The sequence below is a fragment of the Pseudonocardia sp. ICBG162 genome, from assembly GCF_020496225.1.
In the GTDB taxonomy this organism is placed as follows: Bacteria; Actinomycetota; Actinomycetes; order Mycobacteriales; family Pseudonocardiaceae; genus Pseudonocardia; species Pseudonocardia alni.
Genome location: NZ_JAHLJD010000019.1, coordinates 144,343 through 167,454, shown reverse-complemented (window position 1 = coordinate 167,454; position 23,112 = coordinate 144,343). Strand labels below are relative to the sequence as shown.

Here is a 23,112-nt window from a genome sequence, read left to right as displayed (position 1 = left end):
CGCGGTGAGCAGGTCGAACGGCGTGGTGCGCGATCGGCACGTCCCGCGCGCGACACCCCTGGACCCCGGCCCGCCGCCCGCCCGCACGGCCCCGGCCGCCGGGCCGCGTCGCCCGGGGCTGCGGGTCGCCGCGGTCGCGGTGCTCGTGGGTCTGCTGGTGACCGCGCTCGTCGCGGGGGTGTTCGCGCTGCTGCCCGGCCGCTGGGAGGGCCGGGTGGGGCTGCTCGCCCTGCCCTCGGGCTCCACCGGCTCCGCGCTGATCAGCGAGTCCGGGGTGTCCACCAGCTACGGCGAGGTCGTCACCCTGGCGATGCCCTCGATCGCGGACCTGGTGACCTCCCCGTCGACCCTCGACGCCGTCGCCGCCGCGGTGCCCGGCTCCCCGCCCCCCGACGAGCTGGCCGACGACGTGTCGGTGGAGCTGCTCGCCGGCTCCGGCGTGGCCCGGGTGTCGGTCCAGGCGGGCTCGCCGGAGCTCGCCGCGCGCCTGGCCGAGGCCTTCGCCGGCCGCGTCGCCGCCGCCGACCTGCTCGCCCCGGCCGGCACCCTGCGGGTCCTCGACCGGCAGGCCACCCTGCTGGAGAAGGGCCCGGACCTCACGCTCGGCGTCGGGCTGGGCCTGATCGCCGGGACGCTCGCCGGGCTGGGCACCGCCGTGGTACTGGTCCGCCGGGTGCGCGCCCGCCGCGGGGACGCGCGCCGCTCGGTGCTCTCGACGCTGGTCGCGGCCGGGCACGGGATCGTTCCGGTGCTGAGCGCCCGCGACGCCGACGCCGGTGAGCGCCTGCTCGTGCTGGCCCGTGCCGCGGGCGGCCCGGTCCGGGTCGCCGCCGGGTCGCCCGGCGTCGCCGACGCGGTGCTCGCCCTGCAGGCCGACCTGGCCCGCGAGCCCGGCACCGGTGCGGGCGGGGGGACCGACGAGTCGCTCGTGCTCGTCGTCGACCGTGCCGCCGACGGGGCCGACCTCGACGCCGCGGTCCGCGCGCTGCGCCCGGGCACCCGGGTGCTCGCCGCCGTCGTGTCCTGAGGTGACCGTGACGCCGACCGGGGCCGGCACCGGACCCGGGGCCGGGTCCGACACCGGTCTCGCCCGCAGCGCCACCCGCGGGACCCTGTGGCTCGGCCTGGTCAACCTGCTGGCCAAGGGCAGCCAGATCGTCCTGACGGTCGTGCTCGCCGCGTTCCTCACCGAGTCCGAGCTCGGCCTGGTCACCGTCGCCGTCGCGCTGGTCGGCGTCGGGCAGATCGTGCAGTCGATGGGCGTGTTCGACATCGTCGCGCGCACCGACCGCGACCCCGACGTGATGGCCGGCGTCCTCATGACGGTCTCGGTCGGCATCGGGGCGCTGCTGGCGCTGGCCGGGCTGCTCGGGGCCGCCCCGATCGCGGCCGCGATGGGCGCTCCCGAGGCCGAGCCGCTGGTGCGGATCGCCGCGTTGTCGCTGCCGTTCACCGCGGCGGGCGGCGTGCAGATGGGGCTCATGCACCGCAACCTGCAGTTCCGCCGCCGGATGGTCCCCGACGTCGGGTCCGCGCTGGTCGCCACGGTGCTCGCGGTCTCGCTGGCGGCGGGCGGGTTCGGCGCGCTGTCCCTGCCGGTCGGCCTGCTCGCCGGTGCGGTGGTGCTGCCGCTGCTCGGGATCGCCGCCGGGGTGCGCATCCGTCCCTGCTGGGACACCCCGGCCGCCGCCGAGGCGCTGCGCTGGACCCGGGTCGTCGGGCCGGGCGCGGTCGTCGCGGTGCTGCTGGTGAACGTCGACTACCTCGCGGTGTCCCGGACGCTCGGCCCGCACGCGGTCGGCGTCTACTCGCTGGGCTTCCGGATCGCCTGGGCGCCGTACGTGATGGTGTCGCTGGTGCTGGGCGCGGTGTCGTTCCCGGTGTACGCCCGGCTGCGCCGCGAGCGCCGCGACCTGCGGCCCGCCGTGACCCGGTTTGTCCGCGCGCTGCTCGTGCTCGCCGGGGTGCCCTACGTGGCGTTCGCCCTGCTCGCGGAGCGGATCGTCGTGCTCGACGAGCGCTGGGCCCCGGCCGCGCCGGTGCTGGTGGTGCTCTGCGGCTACGGCATCGGTTTCGGCGTGCAGTACATGCTGCAGGAGGTCGTGCGGGCCGTGGACCGGCCCGGTGCCTACCTGCTGCTGCAGCTCGCCCACCTGGCGCTGCTGGTCGCCGGGCTCGCGCTGCTGGTCCCCTACGGCGTCGTCGCGACGGCCTGGGCGCAGCTGGTCGCGGTGTGGCTGGTGGTCCCGCCCGCGCTGCTCGTGCTGCACCGGGCCGGTGGCCTCCCGCGGGTGTGGCCGGTGCTGCGGACCGCGGGCGGGCTGGTCGCGGCGCTCGTCGCGGGCGGGCTCGCCCACCTCGCCGTCCGCGCCGCGGGGGCCGGTGACCCGGCCTCGGTGCCCGCGCTGCTGGCGGCCGGCACCGTCGTCGTCGTGACGGTGGCCGCGGTCGTCGCGGTGACGAACCTGGACCTGCTGCGCGACCTGCGCGGCGGGCTGCGCGACGCCCCGGACGACGGGGCCCGCCCGACCGACCCGGAGGTGGGGGAATGCTCGCACCCGCGCAGCGGCTGAGCGCGTTCGTCGAGTGGCCGTCCGAGCCGCTGCACGTCGGCGACACCCCGGTGTACGTCGACTTCGCCACCAGCGTCCTCGACCGGGACCGGCTGCTCGCCGGCGGCGCCGCCAGCGAGATCGACCGGGGACACGGCGCGCTCGCCGCGCTGCGCCGGAACCTGCGCCGGATCACCAACCCCGACGGCGGCACCCGTCGCAACCTCGACGTGTTCCTCGACCGGCTCCGCGCCCGGCACACCCGCCCGACGGTGCTCGTCGTCGGGGGCGGGGAGATCGGCAACGGCGCGGACCGGCTCTACTCCGACCCCGGCGTCGAGGTCCTCGCCTTCGACATCTACGCGAGCCCGCACGTGCAGTTCGTCGCCGACGGGCACCGCATCCCCTTCGCCGACGGCGTCGTGCACGGCGTGGTGGTGCAGGCCGTGCTGGAGCACGTCCTCGACCCGGCGACGGTCGTCGCCGAGATCCACCGCGTGCTCGTCCCCGGCGGTCTGGTCTACGCCGAGACCCCGTTCCTGCAGCAGGTCCACGAGGGCCCCTACGACTTCACCCGGTTCACCGAGTCCGGCCACCGCTGGCTGTTCCGCGGCTTCGACCGCATCGGTTCCGGGGTGGTCGGCGGACCCGGTGTGCAGCTGATCTGGACGATCGGCGCCGTCGTGACGGGCCTGACCCGCTCCCGGGCCGCCGGACGGGCGGTGCGCCTCGCGCTGTTCTGGCTGCGCCTGCTGGACCGGGTCATCCCGGAGCCGTTCCAGTCCGACGGCGCCAGCGGCGTCTGGTTCCTGGGCGCGCGCTCGGACACCCCGCTGCCCGCGTCGGCGATGCCCGGCGAGTACCGGGGCGCCCAGTGAGCCCCGCGGGGCCGCCGCGGGTCGCCCTCGTCCTCACCCAGGACCGGGGCGGCCCGGTCGAGGTGTGTCTGGCACTGGCCCGCGAGCTGCACCGCACCGGTGCCGCGACGGTCCGGGTGTTCGGCCCGCGCCCCGCCCGCGGCCCCGGCGTGCCGGACGGGCTGTTCACCGAGTCCGGGGTGGGGGACAAGACCGACGTCGCCGCGGGCCGCGCGCTGCTCACCCGGATCGCGGACTGGGGACCGGACCTGGTGCACGCCCACGACCGCCGCGCCGGCCTCGTCCTCGCGACGACGGCGTGGCGACGGCGCCGCCCGCGCCTGCTGCAGACCTACCACGGGGTGCCCGAGGACGTCGGCGAGGCGTGGTTCCGCGGCACCGCCGGGGCGCCCGCCCCGTCGCGCTACACCCGCGCGACGCTCGCCGCGGACGCCGTCGTCGGGCGGGCGCTGGACCGCACCGTGGTCTGCGCGGAACCGATGCGCCGCTTCCTGTCCGGGCGGCTGCGGCTGCCCGCACGGCGGCTCGTGCACATCGACAACGGCCTGGACCTCGGCCCGTCCGACCCGCCCGCCGGGCCGGTGCGCCACCTCGTCACGGCCGGGCTCCTGCTGCCCCGTAAGGGGATCACCGACCTGATCGACGCGCTGGAGCGGCCCGGGGTGTTCCCCGACGACGCGACCCTCACCGTCGTCGGCGACGGCCCCGAGCGCGCCGCGATCGAGGCCCGCGCCGCCGCCTCGGGCGGCCGGATCCGGCTGCTCGGGTTCCGGGCGGACGTGCCGGAGCTGATGCGTGCCGCCGACGCGGTCGTCGTGCCGTCGCGGATGGAGCAGCAGCCGCTGGTCGTGATCGAGGCGATGGCCGCGGGCAAGCCGGTGCTCGCCACCGACACCGGCGACACCGCGACGATGCTCGCCGCCCCCGGCGCCGCGCGGTTCACCGCCACCCCCGGCGACCCGGACTCGCTGGCGACGGCGCTGCGCGCGCTGTTCGCCGACCCCGACCCGGGCCTGACCGGGAGGCTCCTCGCCGCCCGGGCCGCCGAGCGGTACTCGGCCCCGGCGTCGGCGCGGTCGCACCTGGCGCTCTACCGCTCGCTGCTCGGCCGGCCGGGGCCGGACGGGCTGTTCAGCGCCGCACCAGGATCGTCGCGTCGGCCGACCCGACGGTGACCGTGCCCCCGGCCTGCGCCCCGCCGACGGTCCGCAGCCCGTCCGGGACGGGCACCTCGGCGTCGTCGGCGGTGGGGTTGAGCGCCACCCAGCCGCCGGCGAACCCGCGGGTCCACACGCCGGTGCGGCCGTCGCGGACCGCGGGCCCGCTCGCCGCGCCCAGGTCGAGCGACCGGTAGCCGGACCACTCGGGACGGGAGTAGTCGCTGGTCGTCGACGGCGTCCAGCAGGTGCGGGGACCGCCGAGCAGGGCGGCCCCGGCGAACCCGGCCCGCTCGGCCGCGCCGGGCCGGGCCTCGGGCCGCCCGGCGGTCGCGGTGACCAGCAGGGTCAGGTCCTGCGGCGGGGCGGCGAGCATCTCCGCCCACTGGTGGCCCTGCCAGGTGGTCAGCGCGCCGTCGTCGCCGTACTGGGCGAAGTTCTCCTCCATCGCCCCGCCGAAGCGCGCGTGCCGGGTCCACCGGCCGGGGAACAGCCGCGCCTCGGACAGGTTCGGCACCAGCACCTTGCCCCGCTCGGCGAGCGCGGTCCCGGCGCGGGTCACCAGCGCGTCGAGGCCGTCGCGCAGCAGGGTGTCGGTGCCGTGGCGGTCGGTGGTCCCGGCGACCACGGCGTCGGAGTAGAAGCGCAGCGAGGACATGTCGTTGTCGGCGAACACGCCGTCCCAGCCGTCGCGGACGGTCTCGGCGACGACGCGGTCGGTCCAGGCCCGCTGGTAGCCCTCGTCCCACACGGTCATCTGCCAGTGCTGCGGGTAGGGCGCCCACTCGATGCGCCGGCCCGCGGTGTCGGTGGCGAACCAGGCCGGGTCGGCGGTGGCGCCGTCGACACCGGTCGGCAGGAGCCCGCCGTGCAGCCCGACCTCGGCGTAGCCGCGGGTCGACGACAGGTCCTTGTAGACGAGCAGCGTGATCCCCGGGTCCTGGGCGCGCAGCCGCCGCGCGACGTCGGTCTCCCAGGCGTTGAGGACGACCACGCCGTAGCGCCCGGCCGCATAGCGGACCTGCTCGTCGGTGGGGGTGCCGCCGGTGGCGACCCACAGCCCGCACACCGCGGGGGCGGTCGCGGGCTCGGTGCCGGGCGGCGGCGGGGGAGCGGCCGCGGCGCCGCAACCGGCGAGCACCGCCACGACCAGCACGAGCGTGACGAGGACGCGGCGGTGACACACGTTCCCGATCATGCCAAGATCCCTGGCCCGGGGCGTAGGGGACGGAAGGGACCATGATGACGGAACGGGCGGTCGTGACGGGCGCGTCGAGCGGGATCGGTGCCGCGTTCGCCCGCGAGCTGGGCCGCCGAGGGGTCCCGGTGCTGCTGGTGGGACGCGACGCGGAGCGGCTGGACGACGTCGCGGCCGGGGTGCCGCGGTCGCGGACACTGGTCGCGGACCTGGCGACGGAGGCCGGTCTGGCCGCCACCGAGGAGGCGATGGCCGGCGACCCGGTCGGGCTGCTGGTCAACAACGCCGGGACGGCGGGGCCGGGCACCCTGTCCGAGCACGCCGACCACGACATCGACGCCCAGGTCGCGCTGAACCTCACCGCGGTGGCGCGGCTGTCGCGGGCCGCGCTGACCCCGATGCTGCGCCGCGGCCGGGGCGGCATCGTCATGGTGTCCAGCTCGGCGGCGGTGCACCCCACGGCGGGCACCCCGGTCTACTCGGCGACGAAGGCCGCGGTCGAGGCGCTCGCCGGGGCACTGCGTGACGAGGCGGCGCCGCGCGGGGTGCGGGTGACCGTGGTGCGCCCGGGGTTCACCCGGACCCCGTTCCATGACCGGCACGGCGAGGACGTGTCCTGGGTGCCGGAGTGGCGGTGGGCGACCCCGGAGCAGGTGGCCTCGGCCGCGCTGGACGCGCAGCGGCGCGACACCGCGGTGGTGGAGGTCCCCGACACCCGGCTGCGCGACGCCGCGGGCCGCGTCCTGGGGCCGGTGAAGCGCATGCTCGGCCGCCGCAGTCGTGACTGACGGTGATCGGGCGGTGGCGTAAAGCCGCTGTTCCTGCCGGTCGGCGCAGCGCGGGCCGTGGCTATCACGACACCCCGTAACAATGATCAGTGATGGGACGACCTCGCTCGTGGTGCGGCCGATCGGGCCGCCGGCCGCGAGGGAGCCACTGGTGGACGTCGAGACGACCGCGCTCGAGGGCGTACTGCTCTTCCGGCCGAACCCCTTCCGCGACGACCGCGGCTTCTTCTCCCGCACCTACGACGACGCCGTGGCGCGGGAGTGGGGCATCACCCGCGCCGACTACGTCCAGGACAGCCAGTCCCGCTCCGGGCACGGGGTGCTCCGCGGGCTGCACGGCCGCAACCACGGCGGTGAGGGCAAGATCATCCGGGTGGCGCACGGCGCGGCGCACCTGGTCGTCGTCGACGGGCGGCTGGAGTCACCGACGCTGGGCCGCCACGTCGCCGTCCGGCTCGACGACCACGACATGGTCTCGATCCGGGTGCCGCGCCGGATGCTCGTCGGGTTCCAGGTGGTCGGCGAGGTCGCCGACGTCTGCTACGCCATCGACCGCGTGCACGACCCGATCCAGGCCGTCTCGGTGCACTGGGCGGACCCGGACCTCGGTGTCGACTGGCCAATGCCGCCGTCGGCCACCAGCGAGCGGGACCGGGTCGCGCCGTCGTGGGCGGACTACCTGCGGACCCTCGACGGCGCTCCGGGCGAGGTCCCGGCCCCGCGCGGTGAGGCCGGCCGGTGACGGCCTGCCGGTTCTGCGCGGGGATCGACGGCGAGGTCGTGCTCGACCTCGGCGTCCAGCCGGACTGCAAGACCTTCCCGCCCGCCGCCGACCCGGGCCCGGACGCGACGTTCCCGCTGCGCATGTGGCTGTGCGACGGGTGTGGGCTGGCCCAGCTCGCCGAGGACCCGGGCGGGGTGGAGGAGGTCGTCGGCCTGGAGCCCGCGGCGCTGGTCGAGCAGGGCCGTGCCGCCGTCGCCGCGCTCGCCGCGGCCGGGGTCGTCGGGCCGGGTGTGGGCTTCACCGAGTACGGCAGCCCGCACGGCGGCTCCTGGGTGGCCGACCTGACCGCGACCGGCGCGACGCCGGTGGCGCCGGGGGAGCGGGCCGACGTCGTCGTCGACAACCTCGGTCTCATGCACGACGCCGACCAGGCCGCCGCCCTGCGCGAGCGGGCCGACCGGCTGCGGCCGGGCGGGACGCTCGTGGTCGGGTTCCACACGCTGCGCGCGATCGTCGACGGGGCGCAGTGGAACGACCTGCGTCACGGCCACTTCGCCTACTACTCGACCCCGGCGCTGGCCGGGATGCTGGAGACGGTCGGCCTCACCGCGGTGCGGGCCTGGTGGTTCCCGCTCTACGGCGGCACCGTGCTGCTCACCGCGCGGGCCGGCGGTGAGCCGGAGGACTCGGTGCGGGCGCTGGTCACCGACGAGGACGCCGCCGGCATGCGCGACGCGGCGACGGTCGCGTCGCTGCAGCGGGCCGCGGACCGGACGACGGCCGGGGTGCGGGAGTTCCTGGAGGCCGAGCATGCCGCCGGACGCCCGGTGTGGGGCTACAGCGCGGCGTCGCGGGCGGTGGCGCTGCTGTCGCGGGCCGGGATCGGACCGGACCTGCTGCCCGCGATCGCCGACGGCTCGGCGGCCAAGCAGGGCAGGCGCACCCCGGGGACGGCGATCCCGATCGTCGCCCCGGACGCGCTCGTCGCGGCGGCGCCGCGGTCGGTGCTGCTGTTCGTCGACGACCTGCTCCCGGAGATGCGACGCGCACTGCCGCAGGTGGAGGCGACCGGCGGCACGTGGCTGCTCCCCGACGCGGTGCCGGTCCGGGCGTGACCCGGCCGGGGCGGCACCGGACGCGCGAACGCCCCCGCCTCACGGGAGGAGGCGGGGGCGTTCGTGGAACGTCTCCCGGCGGACCGTCCGGGGACGGAGGGCAGGGGTCAGCGGCGCCGCAGCAGGGCCGAGGTGAGGCGGGCGGCGCGACCGGCCGAGCGGCCGGCGGCGGAACCGGTGCGGGCGTGGAAGGCGCGGCAGGCGGTGCCGCAGACACCGCAGTCGGTGCCGGCGCGGTAGTGGTCGTGGGCGTCGCGCTCGTGCCCGCAGCGGCACAGGTCGACCGCGACCGGGGTGGCCGCGACGGGCGGCAGCGTGCCGTTCTCGGCGGCGCCGCGCGGCGCCGGGACGGCGACCGGAGCGGTATCGGTGTCGACGGTGGCGGGGGTCTCGGGCGTGACGCTCATGGGTTCCTCCTCGGTCCGCGACGGCCGTGCGGCCGTTCTGCCCCTGAATTCGCCTGGTCCGTCCGGACCATTAGCGAGAGGGCCGTCGGTTCCACACATCTGATGACACAGCACCCCCGTGTGACTGCGCTGTGTGCGCACCGTGCCGTTGACCTGCGACGACCGGTGACGTTGTGGGGCACCGGGAGTGGGACCGTGCGGTGTCACGTAACGCCGTACGCGCGGGAGCGACGAACCGGACGACCGTCCACACAGATCCAGGAGACCCGATGCGCGACGCCGTCCCCCCGACCCGGCACGACGACGTCGTGCCCGGCCTGCGCGACGGGCGTCCGCGGTGTCGCGGGCGGCGGGTGCTCGCCGTGCTGGCGGCGCTGGTCCTCGTGCTGCTGCTCGCGGTCGGCGGCGTGGTCGCCTACCTGACCTCCAGCATCGGCGGCGGCATCGCCCGCATCCCGGACGCGTTCCGCGGGATCGACGCCGGCAGCCGCCCCGCGACGTTCGGCGGCACCACGTTCCTGCTCGTCGGCACCGACTCCCGGGCCGAGGCCCCCACCACCGGCACCGACGCCGCCCCGGGCGTCGACGCGGGCTCCCAGCGCTCCGACGTGATCATGCTCGGCACCCTCGCCCCCGACGGCGAGCACGCCAGCGTCGTGTCGATCCCGCGCGACTCCTGGGTCGACATCCCCGGCCGCGGCATGAACAAGATCAACGCCGCGTACGCCTTCGGTGGCGCCCCGCTGCTCATCGAGACCGTGGAGAAGCTGACCGGGGTGCGGGTGGACCACTTCGGCGTCGTCGACTTCGCCGGGTTCACCTCGCTCGTCGACTCGGTCGGCGGCATCGACGTGACCGTGGCGCGGGCCACGAGCAACGCCGGTGTGGACTTCCGGGCGGGGGAGAACCACCTCGACGGCGCCCAGGCCCTGGCCTACGTCCGCCAGCGCTACGGCCTCCCGAACGGCGACATCGACCGCGCCGCCCGCCAGCAGAACGCGATCAAGGCGCTGCTCGCGAAGGTGCAGGAGAAGGCCACCACCGACCCGACCGCGCTCTACTCGTTCGCGACCAGCGTCGGCGACGCGGTGAGCGTGGACGACTCGCTGTCCAACACCGGGCTGGTGCAGCTGGCCCTGGAGAACCGCAACCTGCGCGGCTCGGGTGTGGCGTTCGTGACCGCGCCGGTGGCCGGGCTGGGGCGGGAGGGGGCGCAGTCGGTCGTGTACCTGGACGAGCAGCGCAGCGCGCAGCTGTGGGGAGCGATCCGCAACGGGTCGGTGGCGCAGTACGCGGACCCGAACCCGACCGAGGCGCTGAGCTCGACGCCGTCGTAGGAGACGGCCGGCCCGCCCGGGGGAGCGGACCGGCCGTCGCCGACGTCGGTCAGGCCCAGATCTTCCAGGGCGCCTCGCCGCGCGCCCACAGGCTGTTGAGGTACTCGTAGTCCTTGAAGGTGTCCATCGCCGACCAGAAGTCCTCGTGGCGGTGCACGTTGAGCTGCCCGTCGCGGGCCAGGCGCTGCAGCGGCTCGTGCTCGAGCCAGACGTCGTCGTCGCCGGGCTCGCCGAGGTAGGAGTCGAGGAACTCCCGCTTGAAGGCGAAGAAGCCGCCCGAGACGAAGCCGGTGACCTGGGTCGGCTTCTCGTTGAACTCGACGACCCGGTCGCCCTCGACCTGCATCTCGCCGAACTTCGAGGTCGGGTGCACCCCGGTGACGGTGCCGATCTTCCCGGACTGCTCGTGCTCCTTGGCCAGTGCGGTGATGTCGACGGTGGCGACGCCGTCGCCGTAGGTCAGGAAGAAGTTCTCGGTGTCCACGTAGGGCGCGATGGTGCGCACCCGGGAGCCGGTGGCGGCCTCCAGGCCGGTCTCGGCGAAGGTGATCTCCCAGTCCTCGTCGACGCCGCTGTGGAAGTCGATGCGGTGCCGGTCGGACATGGACAGGGTGAAGTCCGCGGAGCGGGCCCGGTAGTCGAGGAAGTACTCCTTGATCGCCCAGCTCTTGTACCCCAGGCACAGGACGAAGCGCCGGAAGCCGTGCTCCCGGTAGGTCTTCATGATGTGCCAGACGATCGGCCGTCCGCCGATCTCGACCATCGCCTTCGGCAGGCTCTCGGAGGCCTCCCGGATGCGGGTGCCCTTGCCTCCGCAGAGGATGACGACGGGGGTCTGGGGGTCCATACGGGTTCTTCCGTTCCTTCGTGGGGAGCGTGGTGGGGCGACGGCGTCGTAATGGTGCAACCGAACACCACTACCGCACTGTTATCGCCTCGGGGCTGTTCGCCGTCTCACACCGGGCGGAACCGGACAGCGGGGGTCGCCCGGTCACGACCGGGCCGGCGCCCCCTCCGCAGGTCATCCGGGGATCTGCTGTGGACGGGGGTGCCCGGCCATCGGTTCCGTTTCGGAAACGACGGGGGCCCCGCCGGACGTCAGGAGCGGGCGTCGACGAGGTCGAACACGCGGATCCGGCCGGCCGGACGGGCCGCACACGTCAGCGGCCGGTCCACCCCCACGAACCGTTCCCGCACCTCGACCACGCAGTCCGGGTGGTGGAACGTGACCCGCCAGGACGTGTGCCCGGGGGGCTGCCCGTCGGAGTCGACGCCCGCGACGCCCAGGTCGTCCACCCCGGTCGCGCCGGTGGCGACCCGCGCGTGGTGCTGGGCGGCCTGCACGGCGGGGGGCAGCGCGGAGCGGCCCCGCAGCGTGCCGGGGACGACGAGCCCGCGTCCGTACTCACGCACGACGGCGGGCCCCTCGGCCGGGGTCACGCCGCCGTAGGTCAGGCCGTGGGGGAGCAGCACCAGGGCGGGGGCGAACCGGCAGCCGCCGATGTGGCTGCACTCCCAGGTGCCGTCCGGGTCGTCGGCGACGAGCGCGGCGGCGAGCGGCCGGCCGCGGACGGCGCAGCAGGCGTCGTGCCTGCCGTGGGCGCAGACCAGCACCAGCGGGTCCGGGTGCGGGTCGCCGTCGGCGTGGACGGCGGCGGCCAGCTCGGCGGGGGAGGACCAGGTGCCGGTCCGGACGTCCTCGTGCCCGGGCCGGGCGTCGACGCGGAACCAGCGCCGCCCCGGCTCGACGGCCTCGCGGTCCCGGCGCCCGGGCCGACGCACGAGCACGACCCGGGCGCCGACCCGGTCGGCCCACGTCCCGAGCGTGGTGGCGGTGTCCGGGTCGAGCGCGGCCAGTGCCTGACGCGGCCACGGCCCGGGGTGCTCGACGAGGAACCAGAACCGCGCGGGCGGCGCCGTGCCCTCGGCGGGGTCACCGGCCGCCTCGGCGAGGTCGGCGCAGCGCCGGAACCGTCGTGCGTCGCTCACGCGGTGGCCGGGACGACGACGCCCTCCCGCAGCAACCGCCGGACGAGGACGACCTGGTCGTCGGCGTCCAGACCGGGGAGGTCCCCGACGGTGTGGGTGCCGCCGCCGAGCAGGGCCCGCAGCGCGGGTACGACGACGGCGGGCAACGTCAGCGTCTTCTCGGCCAGCTCCAGCACGACCCGATCATCACCCGCGACGAGGCGGTGGTGCACCCCTAGGCGCCGGCGCACGGTGTCCCCGGGCGCGAGATCGCGGGCGAACGCGGCGGAGGCGACCGGCCGGACCGGCTCCGGGCGCCCGCCGGACCACACCCGGCTCCGGACCCGGCGCGACACGTCCTCGGCGGAGACGGCGGCGACGGCACCGGTCAGTGCGGCGCGCACCGCGTCCAGGTGCGGGGCGAGCTGCTGCGGGTCGGCCAGGTCGACGCCCAGTGGCAGGCTCGCACGGAGCCGCTCGTCCGAGGCGACCAGCGCCAGCAACGACTCGACCAGCGCGTACCGGGTCACCACGTGCACGCCGACGGTCAGGTGCGCCGAGACGTCCCCGAGCGCGGTGGCGGAGTGCAGCCAGCCGCGGGGCAGGTAGAGCACGTCGCCGGGTTCGAGGACCCGGTCGATCACGGGCTCGTCGTCGCGGGCGCGGGCGGCGACGGCGTCGCCGTGGTCGCTCCAGGGCTGGCCGCGCAGCGGGTCGGTGTGGACCGGTGCGTGGACGCGCCAGTGTTTCTGCCCGGCCAGCTGCAGCACGAACACGTCGTGCACGTCGTAGTGGGCGGAGAAGCCCTGCGACTGCGGCGGGGTGATGTAGGCGTTCGCCTGGACCGGGTGGCCGAGGTCCTCGGCGAGCGCGGTGCAGAAGTCGATGACGCCGGGCCAGACGCGGTGCAGCGCCTGCAGGACGACGGTGCTGCCGTCGCCGAACAGCGCGGCGACCCTGTCGTCGCGGACCTGGTCGCCGATCTCGGCGCCCACCCCGCCCGGGCCGGTGAAGTCGGCCGAGCCGACGACGGACCCGTTGCGGGCCAGCCGCAGGAACGGGGTGCGCAGCCCGCGGCGGGACAGCAGCTCGTCGACGCCGTCGAGGTCGAGCAGGTCGCGGAACGCGCCGGTGTCCGCGCCGGTGCGCAGCAGCGCGGTGGTGCCCCAGTGCCGGGCGGCGAACGAGTCGGTGTCCGAGCCGACCAGCCGCGCGAGCGCACCGTTGCCGGACGCCGCACGCGCGCCGGCCGGTACCGGGGCGCCCGTGGAGGGCTGCCCGGCACCGGCCGTCGGCTCGCTCAGCTCAGTTCGCACCGCTGTCGGCGCCACCGTCGGCGCCGCCGTCGTGCTGGCCGGGGGTGCCCTCGCCGGCACCGGAGTCCGCGGGGCCCTCGGCGCCGGAGTCCGCGCCGCCGTCGGCGCCGCCGTCGTGCTGGCCGGGGGTGCCCTGGCCGGCGCCGGAGTCGGCCGGGCCCTCGGCGCCGGAGTCCGCGCCGCCGTCGGCGCCGCCGTCGTGCTGGCCGGGGGTGCCCTGGCCGGCGCCGGAGTCCGCGGGGCCCTCGGGGCCGGAGCCGCCCGAGGTGGTGATGTCGTCGTCGTTCAGAGCCATGGTGTTCCTCCTGCGTGTGGCGGTGTGGACGGCGCTTACCCCGGACGGTCCGCGATCATGCGCCGGGACCGGCTGCCATGTCGTTCACCGCCCGACCCGGGCCCCGCCGTGGTGCTCGACGAACCAGCGGTAGGTCCGTTCGACGCCCTCACGCAGGCCGACGGCCGGCTCCCAGCCGAGCGCGGTGAGCCGGCTGACGTCGAGCAGCTTGCGCGGGGTGCCGTCGGGCCGGTCGGTGTCCTGCACGATCGCGCCGTCGAACCCGACGACGTCCGCGACGAGCTCGGCGAGCTCGCGGATGGTCACGTCCGACCCCACACTGACATTGATCGTCCGGGGGTCGTCGTAGTGGTCGAGCAGGTGGACGAGCGCGCGGCCGAGGTCGTCGGAGTGCAGGAACTCGCGGCGGGGCGTCCCGGTTCCCCACAGCACGACCTCGCGCGCCCCGGACCGGGCCGCCTCGTGGAAGCGGCGGATCAGCGCGGGGAGGACGTGGGAGTGCTCGGGGTGGAAGTTGTCGCCGGGGCCGTAGAGGTTCGTCGGCATCGCCGAGATCCAGGGCAGCCCGTACTGGCTGCGCACCGACTGCACGGCCATGATCCCGGCGATCTTGGCGACGGCGTAGGCCTCGTTCGTCGGCTCCAGCGGTCCGGTGAGCAGCGAGTCCTCCCGGATGGGCTGCTCGGCCAGCTTCGGGTAGATGCACGACGAGCCGAGGAACAGCAGACGACGCACACCCGCCGCACGGGCCGCGTCCATCACGTTGACCTGGATCCGGAGGTTCTCCGACAGGAACTCGGTCGGGAAGCTGGCGTTCGCGACGATGCCGCCGACCTTCGCCGCGGCCAGCACCAGCGCGTCCGGGCGGACCGCGGCGAGGTGGGCGAACACGGTGTCGCGGTCGAGCAGGTCGACCTCGGCGCTGGTGGCGCCGACGACGTCGGTGAACCCGGCCGCCCGCGCGGCGCGGACGACCGCGGACCCGGCGAGCCCGCGGCGGCCCGCGACGTAGAGCCGGGCGTCCCTATCGAGCATCGACACTCCTGACCAGCGGCCCGCCGGACTTCTCCAGCTCCAGCTCGGCGTCGACCATGATGCGGGCCAGCTCCGGCGGCAGGACCCGGGCCTTCCAGCCGAGGACCTCCTCGGCCCTGCTCGCGTCGCCGATCAGGGCGTCGACCTCGGTGGGCCGCAGGTAGGACTCGTCGAACCGCACGTGGTCGTGCCAGTCCAGGCCGACGTGCTCGAAGCAGAACCGGGCGAAGTCGCGCACCGTGTAGGCGGTGCCGGTGGCCAGCACGTAGTCGGTGGGCTCGTCGGCCTGCAGCATCCTCCACATGCCCTCGACGTACTCCGGGGCGTAGCCCCAGTCGCGGACGGCGTCGAGGTTGCCGAGGTACACGTCGCGGTCGATGCCCAGCGCGATGCGGGCGGCGGCGCGGGCGATCTTGCGCGTCACGAACGTCTCGCCCCGGCGGGGGGACTCGTGGTTGAACAGGATGCCGTTGACGGCGTACAGGCCGTGACCCTCGCGGTAGTTGCGGGCGATCCAGTAGCCGTAGAGCTTCGCCGCGCCGTAGGGCGACCGCGGGTAGAACAGGGTCCGCTCGTTCTGCGGGGGCGGTGTCGCCCCGAACATCTCCGAGGACGACGCCTGGTAGAAGCGGCAGTCGACGCCGACCATCCTGATCGCCTCGAGCAGGCGTGTGGTGCCGACACCGGTCGTGTTGCCGGTGTACTCGGGCTCGTCGAACGAGACGCGCACGTGGGACTGGGCCCCCAGGTGGTAGACCTCGTCCGGGCGGATCTTGTCCACCAGGGTCACCAGGCGGCTCGCGTCGGTGAGGTCGCCGTAGTGCAGGAACAGCCGCGCGTCCGGGTCGTGCGGGTCCTGGTAGAGGTGGTCGATCCGGCCGGTGTTGAACGTGGACGCGCGGCGGATCAGCCCGTGGACCCGGTATCCCTTCGCCAGCAGCAGCTCGGCCAGGTAGGAGCCGTCCTGGCCGGTGATACCGGTGATCAGGGCGCGTCTCCCGGTCGTCGGGGCGGTCGGGTCCGGCATCGGGAACGTCCTTGCTGCCCTGGGGATCGGGCGGGATGAGCCGTCGCTGGGGATCGACGGGTGCTCGGTGCAACCGGGCACTCGGAGAGCAGGCAAGATCCGTTACCGGTGGCCGGGGCGGATCATCCTGCCCAGGTCTCGTAGATCGTCACGGGCGCTCCGCCGGGCGCGTTCCGGTAGAACTCCCAGCAGGCGATCGAGCCCTGGATCCGCTCCACGGCCTCGCCCTGCACCGCGGTGACCGAGCCGTCGGGCAGGTGCACCCACACCGTGCGGCCGGACACCACGACCTCGAAGGTGACCGGCGACCCGTCGCCGGGGAGATCGGCGGAGAGCCGGCCCCGGCCGAGCTCGTCCAGCGACCCGTCGCCCGCGGTGGCACCGACCCAGTGGTCCGGGGTGAGGACGAAGTGGCAGTGGGCGGTCATCGGCGCCGACGGGTCCCAGGCGACGAGCGCCAGCATCCCCTCGGCCGATCCGGGCCCGAACCCGACCCTCGCCCCGATGCGGTGCACCTTGTCCGGCAGGCCCTGCATGACGTAGGCGGCCGACGGCCGGTCGGGCAGGTTCCCGACCAGGCCGCGACCGTCCGTCGACGGCCGCTCCGTCGTCCCGGCGAGCGACATGGTGAACGGCACCCCCTCGTCCCCGGCGGCCGGGAGGGGGCCCGCGGGGCGTCCGGCCCACCGGGTCCGCACCCGCACGGGCACCTCGGGGGCGGACACCGGGACCACCTCCCCGGACGTGCCGCAGCCCGCCGGGACGGCGAGGCCGGCCAGGCCCGCGGCGCCGAGGACCAGCACCTGCCGCCGCGTCCTCACGGGCGGACCTCCGGGCGGGACGCGTCGGTGCGGGCGTGCCCGTTGACCCCGCCGCTGCCGCGGCCCTGCGGGGTGAGCCGGAGCCGCTCGGTGGCCTCGCCCGGGCGCGGACCACCCGGTGCGCCCGGGTGGCTCTGCGGCGGGGGCCCGGGGCGGGGGGACGCGGTGGTCGCGGGCCCGGGACGGGGACGGTCCTGCGGCTGCGGGCCGTAGCCGTACTGCGGCCCCACCGGCCCGGGGTCGGTCATCGTCAGGACGGAGCCGATCACCCGCGCGCCGACGGCGGCCAGCGCCTCGGTCGAAGCACGGACCTGCGCGGCACCGGTCGACCCCACCCGGCACAGCAGGACGACGCCGTCGGACCGGCTCGCGATGATCGCGCCGTCGGCGACCGGTACCAGCGGGGGGCCGTCGATGATCACGGTGTCGTAGTCGGCACGTAGCTGGTCGACGAGATGGGCGAACGCCCGCGACGACAGCAGCTCGTTCGGGTTGGGCGGCGGCGCCCCGCAGACCAGGACGTCGACCGACCCCTGCCACGGCTGCACCGCGTCCCGCAGCGTCGTGCGCCGGGTCAGGACGTCGGTCAGCCCCACGTCGGGGACCAGGCCGAGCCGCCCGGCCATCACCGGGCGTCGCAGGTCACCCTCGACGACGACGACCCGCCCGGTCGCGCAGAACGCGGCCGCCAGCGAGCACGCCAGCGTCGTCTTGCCCTCGCCGGGCACGGAGCTGGCCACCGCGAGCACCTTCGGCGGGTCGTCGACCCCGGCGAACAGCAGGTTGGTCCGGATCCGGCGCACCGCCTCCGCGTAGGGCGTCCCGTCGAGGACCGGCACCAGCGTGCGCGACCGCAGCTCCTCCTGCTCGGGCAGGGCGCCGAGCGCCGAGCCGGGCACGAGCGGGCCGAGGTCGGACCGGCTGCGGACCGTGGTGTCCAGGCTCCCGACGACGAGCGCGGCCCCGACACCGGCGAGGAGCCCCACGACGGCACCGACGGTGAGGTTGACCCACACCTTCGGGCTCACCGGGTCGACCGGGACGGTCCCCGGGTCGACGACGTTGACGTTCACCGCGGGCGGGAGCGTCGGGGACGGGCGCTCCAGCGTCGTCACCACCTGGGTGAACTGCTCGGCGATGCCGTTGACGAGCGCCGTGGCGCGGGCCGGATCGCGGTCGTCCACGGTGACGGTCAGGATCGTCGACTCGGTCGTCGTACCGATCGCGACCTCGTCGGCCAGGCCGGTGGCGCCGTCCGCCACCTGGAGACGGTCGGCCACCGGCTGCAGGACCCGGTGGGACACCAGCAGCTCGGCGTAGGAGGCCACACGTTGCTGGGAGAGCAGCGTGCCCTGGTACGCCGACTGGGCGCTCTGGGAGCTGTCGTAGGCCGAGACGTAGAGGCTCGCGGTCGACGCGTACGTCCGTGGGGTCAGCAGGGTGACCGCCCCGGCCGCGACCAGGCCGAGCACCAGCCCGGCGACGACGAAGGTCCATCGTCGTCGCAGGCTGCGCAGCAGCGACATCAGGGTCATGGACGGAGCTCCCCCGTGGTGAGGTGGACCGGGACGGGATCGGCCGGCGGCCCGGTGTCGGGCGGGGTCGTCGCACGCATCGCGGCGACGACGGCGAACGGGACGTACAGGAACAGGTCGGTGAGGTTGTTCTCGACGACGCCGACACCGAGCCAGGTGCCGACGGAGACGAGCAGCGCGGTGGACAGGTCGGTCGCACCGCCACGGGTCGCCCGGGCGTCCAGGGCGAACCCGACGCAGGCGACGAGGAACCCCGTCAGGAGGACCACACCGCCGGAGGCCAGCAGCTGGAGCCAGATGTTGTGGCCCTGCACGACGACCTCCAGCCCCACCCCGAGGACCGGTGCGTGGGTGAAGTCGGCCAGCGCCTGGTGCAGGATCATCACGCGGATCGAGTTGCTCTCCCGGGCGCTCGCCGCGCCGACCAGGCGCAGGCCCTCGGCCAGGCGCAGCAGACGGTCCGGGAACAGGGCGACGGCGAGCACGGCACCGGCGACCCCGAGCACGCCCAGCACCGGGAGGGCGGAGCGAGCGCGCCGGTCGGCGAGCAGCACGACGCCGCAGGCGAGCGCCGCCGCGGCCAGCCCGCCACGGGACTCGGTGGTCGCGAGGCCCACCGCGGCGACCACGGCGCAGGCCCCCATGAGCACGGGCCGGCTCCCGCGCAGGGCCAGCCACAGCGCCACCGGCAGCGTCATCGCGACCGCGACGGCCAGGTGGTTCGGCTGCACCGTCAGGCCCGCCTGCCGGCCGCCGATGTCGACGGTGCCGATGAGGGCCCTGCTGATGCCCGTCCCGGCCCACTCGTCCGCGACGCCGACGCCGGCGTTGACGGCCGTCCCGACGATCCACGCCTCGACCAGCACGACGAGGAGCCCGGCGCGGTAGCGGGCCGCCACGCACACGGCGACCGGCAGGGCGACCGCCGCGACGAGCCACTGCGCGCCCTCGAGGAGGTTGAGCACCCACGCCGTCCCCAGCTGGTCCAGCGAGTAGGTGTGGTCGCTGACGAACCGGGCCGCCAGGTAGGGGATGGAGGGCGGGAACAGCGCCGCGGCCACGGTGACCAGCAGGATCGTCCCGCCGAGCACCCACACCCAGGAGGGGACCCGGACCCGTTCCGGGGCTCCGGCCTGCAGGACCAGCAGCAGGACGACCGAGGCGGCCAGCAGGACGGGGCCGGGCTTGACCGGTCCCGCGGCCACCGCGTTCCAGGTGGAGGTCCCCACCGCGAGCACCAGGAGCAGCACGGCCAGCCCGTCCACCCCCAGCACGGCGGCCGCGAGCACGACCCCGGCGACGGCGACGGCCCCGGCCACCGTCGCCCAGAGCGGGACGTCCAGCAGGTCCCGGGCGACGACGAGTCCCGCGGCGCCGAGCACGGTGAGCACCGCCCACAGCAGCACCGGGGCCGACGGGCGGGAGCTCATCGCGGAGCCCCCGTCCGCGTCACACGGGCGGCGACGACGGTGGTCACGAGGGCGACCACGGCCCCCGAGACGGCCAGCGACCAGGCGAGACCCGCCGCACCGGCGACGGCGATGCCGACCAGGACGCCGACGACGATCGTCGCGGTCCGCAGCACGTGCAGGACGAAGGCGGTGCGTCCGCGCCGCGTGCCCGCGAGCAGCGCCATCGTCGGGAGGAGCAGGGCCAGCAGGGCCGACTGCACCGCGACCGGGAGCACCAGCGGGGTGTAGGCGGAGTACTGCGCGAAGAGCAGGTCCATCAGCGGTCCGGCGAGCGCGGCCACGAGCAGGACGCCGACCGACACCGGCGCGACGAGCGCGAACCGGCGCAGCCACAGGCCGCGTCGCGCCGGGTCGTCGGCGGGCAGGCGCGCGAACCCGGGCACCATGAGCGCCAGCATCGCCCCGAGCAGCACCATCGGCGGCTGGAGGACGAGGAGCTGCACCGCGCGGAGCCCGCCCGCGTCGGCCGCCCCCAGCAGGGCTCCGGTGAGGGTCAGGACCAGGTAGGTCTCGAGCTGGCCGAGCATCGACAGCGCGGTGAACCAGCCGGCCAGGTCACGGGTCGCGCGTGCCCACGGCCGCGGTCCGCCCGGCCGGGCGGGGAGCCCCGCCCGCACGACGACGACCACGGCGCCGGCGAGGGCGCCGAGCCCCCAGGCGGCGACCAGACCGGGGACCGGGACGGAGCCGACGGCCGCCAGGAGCCCGGCCAGCGCGACACCCTGCACCAGCGCCCAGACGGCGTCGGCGAGGAACGCGTCGCGCAACCGGCCGGTCGCGATGAACACGTGCCGCCCGGCGTCCTGGAACAGCACGACCACCATCCAGGGGGCGAACCAGAGCACCGCCGGGAGGGCGACCGCACCGAGCACCACGAGGACCACCGCCGCGCCGAGACCGGCCAGCACCGTCGCCCCGGCCACCGAGCGGAGCAGCGCGGGCCGGGCGTCGGGCGCGGTGGCCGGGAGCTGGGTCAGCAGGGTCGAGCCGATCAGCCCGCGGCCCGTGGCCAGCAGCAGGGTCACCACGGCGAACGCCAGGACGAACTCACCGAACGCCGCGGGCTGCAGCGCGGTCGAGGCGATGTAGGCGGTCGCGACGTTGGTCAGCGCGTTCAGCAGCTGCGACGCCATCCCGAACAGCGACGGCGGCACCGACCGTCTCCGGACCGGTGCACCGAGCACGGTCACGTCGGGCGGCTCCGTCCGGTGCCGGCCCGGGCGACGGCGCGGCCCACTGCCCGCCGGGCGAGCGCGTAGGGACCGCGTCCGCCGTGCCGGAGCGCGGCGGTGCCGGTGCGGACCGGGCGGGCACGCGCGGCGAGCGCGTCCACCCAGTCCCGGTAGGCCGTCTCGGCCCGGGCCGGTGTGAGCTCGGTGCCGGCGTAGGTCCGGCCTCGCTCCCCGGTGTCGCCCGGTCGCAGCCCGAGCCCCAGCGCCGCGTCGAGCAGCAGGTCCGGACGCTCGGGCGCGACGACGACCCCGCCCCCGCTGCGGCGGATCTCGAACGCCGTCGCCCCGCCCTCGGCCGACGCCGCGACGACCGGCCGGGCCGCGGCGAAGTAGGACGTGAGCTTGCTGGGCACGCACATCTCGCGCACCGACGCGCGCTCGTTCAGCACGAGCACGTCGGCGGCGGCCAGGGTGCTCTCGAACAGCCCGGCGGCCAGCGGGGACAGGAACGAGATCCGGTCGCACCCGGCGGCGAGCCGCTCCAGCCCGGGGCGTGCGCTGCCGTCGCCCAGCAGGACGAACTCGATCGGCAGGTCCCGCTCCTGGGCCAGCCGCGCGGCCGCCACGACGTTCTCCAGCCCCTGCTTGGCGCCCATGTTCCCGGCGTGCAGGGCGACGACGCGCCCGGGGCGCCAGCCGAGCCGGGCCCGCTGCTCCGCCGCCGGGACCGACGGGGTCCCGACGTGGGACCAGTTCCGGATGACGTCGACCGGGGTGCGGACCCCGGCCCGCACCAGCGTGTCGCGCATGGTGTCGTGGATGCAGACGATGCGGTCCGCCCGGTCGAGCAGGGCCCGTTCCAGGGCACCCACCAGCCGCGAGGCCCGCCCGCCGAGGACCCCGGTCTCCCGCATCGCGGCGCCGTAGACGTCCTGCACGACGACCCCGACCGGTGGCCGCCCGCGGGTGAGCCGGGACCGCAGCAGCGCCGCGGCCACGGTGAGCAGCGCCGGGCTGACCACGACGACGGCGTCGGACCGTCCGGTCCGGACGGTGCAGGTCGCGGCCGCGAACGCCGCCTCCATCACGACCCGGCCCGGACCGGTCGGATCGGCCGGGACGGGCTGCCGCACCCGCGTGAGGCGCACCTCCCCGTCGCGCTCGACGCGCCGCAGGCCCCGGTACCCGTCCGGGATGCGCCACTGCGGGTAGTGCGGGAACCCGGCGACGACGTGGACCCGGTGCCCGGCACCGGCGAGGGCCCGCGCCAGCCCCCCGGTGTAGGGGGCGATGCCCGTCACCTCGGGTGGGTAGTTCAGCCCGAGGACGAGGACGTCGAGTCGGCGCACGAGCTCTCCGGTTCCGTTCAGCGGGCGGCCACGACCGAGCGGTCTCGGGGGGCCTCGCCCGTCGTGATCGACTCGACCGGCGGGGCGGCATCGTTACCGCGCCATGGGATTCCGCACGTCTGCGGCGCGGGCGGTAACGGGAGGGGGCGGACCCCCGACAGCGCAACAGATCCGGAGGCGCCGCCGGCACCCACCGCCGGACGTCCGGCCAGGAGCACTCGACATGTCGCTGTCCACACAGGTCTCACTCGCCCGTCTGCGCGCGCGCAAGCTCTCCCGGGTGCTGCGCCACCCGGGATACCGGGCCGCGCTGCGGAAGGGGGTGCTCGCGTCCACCGACCACGCCGACGCGGGCCTCGGGCCGCACTTCGCGACGGTCGTCGACGTCGGGGCCTCGCGCGGCCAGTTCGCGACCTTCGCCCGGCACACCTGGCCCGCGGCCCGCATCGTCTGCTTCGAACCGCTGGCGGAGGCGGCGCGCCGGATCCACGAGGTCGTCCCGGGGCGGGTCGAGGTGCACGTCACCGCGGTCGGCAGCAGCCCCGGCGCCGTCGACATCCACGTGTCCGGGCACGACGACTCGTCGTCGCTGCTCCCGATCGGGCACCAGGCCGAGGTCTTCCCCGGCACAGCGGCCACCGGGACCCGCGAGGTCCCGGTGACCACACTGGCCGGACACCTCGCGACGGCCGAGGGGCCCGTCCTGCTGAAGATCGACGTCCAGGGTTTCGAGCTCGAGGTCCTGCGCGGTGCGGGGGACGACCTCGGCCGGGTCGACGAGCTGCTGTGCGAGTGCTCGTTCGTCGAGCTCTACACCGGACAGGCGCTGGCCGGTGAGGTCGTCGGTTTCCTGGCCGACCGCGGCTTCGACCTGGTCCACGTCTCGGGGGTCACGACCCGGGCCGGCCGGCAGCTCCAGGCGGACCTGCTGTTCCGGCGCCGGGCGGACGCCGCCGGGACCTGAGG

The 23,112-nt window shown here is 75.8% G+C and carries 22 protein-coding genes; 9 read left to right on the top strand and 13 right to left on the bottom strand.

Annotation, left to right across the window (positions count from 1 at the left end; all coding sequences use genetic code 11):
* The first annotated feature begins 4 nt into the window (after positions 1-4).
* The 4 genes from KPL60_RS19265 to KPL60_RS19250 are packed head-to-tail and all read left to right on the top strand — an operon-like array spanning position 5 to position 4,605.
* Entirely contained in the window at positions 5-1,027 is a 1,023-nt protein-coding gene (locus KPL60_RS19265; RefSeq protein WP_226366726.1) for a hypothetical protein, read from the top strand.
* 7 nt (positions 1,028-1,034) lie between these two features.
* Positions 1,035-2,573, top strand: a complete 1,539-nt coding sequence (locus tag KPL60_RS19260; protein WP_226366725.1) for an oligosaccharide flippase family protein — start codon at positions 1,035-1,037, stop codon at positions 2,571-2,573.
* On the top strand, positions 2,549-3,430 hold the full coding sequence (locus KPL60_RS19255; RefSeq protein ID WP_226366724.1) for a methyltransferase domain-containing protein: 882 nt from the start codon (positions 2,549-2,551) through the stop codon (positions 3,428-3,430). The genes KPL60_RS19260 and KPL60_RS19255 overlap by 25 nt, the downstream gene beginning before the upstream one ends.
* On the top strand, positions 3,427-4,605 hold the full coding sequence (locus tag KPL60_RS19250; RefSeq protein ID WP_226366723.1) for a glycosyltransferase family 4 protein: 1,179 nt from the start codon (positions 3,427-3,429) through the stop codon (positions 4,603-4,605). Before KPL60_RS19255 ends, KPL60_RS19250 begins: the two co-directional genes overlap by 4 nt.
* Here the strand turns inward: KPL60_RS19250 and KPL60_RS19245 are convergent.
* Positions 4,562-5,785, bottom strand: coding sequence for a putative glycoside hydrolase (locus KPL60_RS19245; RefSeq protein ID WP_226366722.1), 1,224 nt, complete (start codon positions 5,783-5,785; stop codon positions 4,562-4,564). The two genes, KPL60_RS19250 and KPL60_RS19245, sit on opposite strands and share 44 nt — an antisense overlap.
* 41 nt (positions 5,786-5,826) lie before the next feature.
* Between KPL60_RS19245 and KPL60_RS19240 the strand changes: the two genes are divergently transcribed.
* From KPL60_RS19240 to KPL60_RS34750, 3 genes are all read left to right on the top strand, one after another.
* On the top strand, positions 5,827-6,573 hold the full coding sequence (locus KPL60_RS19240) for an SDR family oxidoreductase (protein WP_226366721.1): 747 nt from the start codon (positions 5,827-5,829) through the stop codon (positions 6,571-6,573).
* Between the two features lie 151 nt (positions 6,574-6,724).
* Positions 6,725-7,315, top strand: coding sequence for a dTDP-4-dehydrorhamnose 3,5-epimerase family protein (locus KPL60_RS19235; protein WP_226366720.1), 591 nt, complete (start codon positions 6,725-6,727; stop codon positions 7,313-7,315).
* Entirely contained in the window at positions 7,312-8,412 is a 1,101-nt protein-coding gene (locus KPL60_RS34750) for a class I SAM-dependent methyltransferase (protein ID WP_226366719.1), read from the top strand. Before KPL60_RS19235 ends, KPL60_RS34750 begins: the two co-directional genes overlap by 4 nt.
* A gap of 107 nt (positions 8,413-8,519) precedes the next feature.
* Here KPL60_RS34750 and KPL60_RS19225 read toward each other — a convergent pair whose 3' ends face one another.
* Entirely contained in the window at positions 8,520-8,819 is a 300-nt protein-coding gene (locus tag KPL60_RS19225) for a hypothetical protein (protein ID WP_226366718.1), read from the bottom strand.
* A 269-nt stretch (positions 8,820-9,088) separates the two neighbouring features.
* Between KPL60_RS19225 and KPL60_RS19220 the strand changes: the two genes are divergently transcribed.
* Positions 9,089-10,156, top strand: coding sequence for an LCP family protein (locus tag KPL60_RS19220; RefSeq protein WP_226366717.1), 1,068 nt, complete (start codon positions 9,089-9,091; stop codon positions 10,154-10,156).
* 49 nt (positions 10,157-10,205) lie between these two features.
* Here KPL60_RS19220 and KPL60_RS19215 read toward each other — a convergent pair whose 3' ends face one another.
* From KPL60_RS19215 to KPL60_RS19165, 11 genes are all read right to left on the bottom strand, one after another.
* Positions 10,206-11,003, bottom strand: coding sequence for a glucose-1-phosphate cytidylyltransferase (locus tag KPL60_RS19215; protein WP_226350237.1), 798 nt, complete (start codon positions 11,001-11,003; stop codon positions 10,206-10,208).
* 251 nt (positions 11,004-11,254) lie between these two features.
* A complete protein-coding gene (locus KPL60_RS34745) occupies positions 11,255-12,145 on the bottom strand; it encodes a sucrase ferredoxin (RefSeq protein WP_226366716.1) in 891 nt (296 codons plus the stop codon).
* On the bottom strand, positions 12,142-13,440 hold the full coding sequence (locus tag KPL60_RS19205) for a JmjC domain-containing protein (RefSeq protein ID WP_226366715.1): 1,299 nt from the start codon (positions 13,438-13,440) through the stop codon (positions 12,142-12,144). Before KPL60_RS19205 ends, KPL60_RS34745 begins: the two co-directional genes overlap by 4 nt.
* Positions 13,430-13,735: a hypothetical protein gene (locus tag KPL60_RS19200; protein WP_226350240.1), complete on the bottom strand. Its 306-nt coding sequence runs from the start codon at positions 13,733-13,735 to the stop codon at positions 13,430-13,432. The genes KPL60_RS19205 and KPL60_RS19200 overlap by 11 nt, the downstream gene beginning before the upstream one ends.
* A gap of 84 nt (positions 13,736-13,819) precedes the next feature.
* Positions 13,820-14,770: a GDP-L-fucose synthase gene (locus KPL60_RS19195; RefSeq protein ID WP_226366714.1), complete on the bottom strand. Its 951-nt coding sequence runs from the start codon at positions 14,768-14,770 to the stop codon at positions 13,820-13,822.
* Positions 14,760-15,797 (bottom strand): GDP-mannose 4,6-dehydratase, encoded by a 1,038-nt coding sequence (gmd, locus tag KPL60_RS19190; RefSeq protein WP_226366713.1) that lies wholly within the window; start codon positions 15,795-15,797, stop codon positions 14,760-14,762. Before gmd ends, KPL60_RS19195 begins: the two co-directional genes overlap by 11 nt.
* Before the next feature lie 122 nt (positions 15,798-15,919).
* Complete coding sequence (locus tag KPL60_RS19185) at positions 15,920-16,618, bottom strand: hypothetical protein (protein WP_226366712.1); 699 nt, start codon at positions 16,616-16,618, stop codon at positions 15,920-15,922.
* Positions 16,615-18,153, bottom strand: a complete 1,539-nt coding sequence (locus KPL60_RS19180; RefSeq protein ID WP_226366711.1) for a polysaccharide biosynthesis tyrosine autokinase — start codon at positions 18,151-18,153, stop codon at positions 16,615-16,617. The genes KPL60_RS19185 and KPL60_RS19180 overlap by 4 nt, the downstream gene beginning before the upstream one ends.
* The gene (locus KPL60_RS19175; RefSeq protein WP_226366710.1) at positions 18,150-19,583 is read right to left on the bottom strand and encodes an O-antigen ligase; all 1,434 of its coding nucleotides are present in this window, start codon (positions 19,581-19,583) and stop codon (positions 18,150-18,152) included. The genes KPL60_RS19180 and KPL60_RS19175 overlap by 4 nt, the downstream gene beginning before the upstream one ends.
* Positions 19,580-20,815, bottom strand: a complete 1,236-nt coding sequence (locus KPL60_RS19170; RefSeq protein ID WP_226366709.1) for a hypothetical protein — start codon at positions 20,813-20,815, stop codon at positions 19,580-19,582. Before KPL60_RS19170 ends, KPL60_RS19175 begins: the two co-directional genes overlap by 4 nt.
* Complete coding sequence (locus tag KPL60_RS19165) at positions 20,812-22,146, bottom strand: glycosyltransferase (protein WP_226366708.1); 1,335 nt, start codon at positions 22,144-22,146, stop codon at positions 20,812-20,814. The genes KPL60_RS19170 and KPL60_RS19165 overlap by 4 nt, the downstream gene beginning before the upstream one ends.
* Positions 22,147-22,369: 223 nt before the next feature.
* Here KPL60_RS19165 and KPL60_RS19160 point away from each other — a divergent pair, with 223 nt between their 5' ends.
* Positions 22,370-23,110 carry an FkbM family methyltransferase gene (locus KPL60_RS19160; protein ID WP_226366707.1) on the top strand — a complete coding sequence of 247 codons (741 nt, stop codon included), beginning with the start codon at positions 22,370-22,372 and terminating at the stop codon, positions 23,108-23,110.
* Positions 23,111-23,112 lie beyond the last annotated feature (2 nt).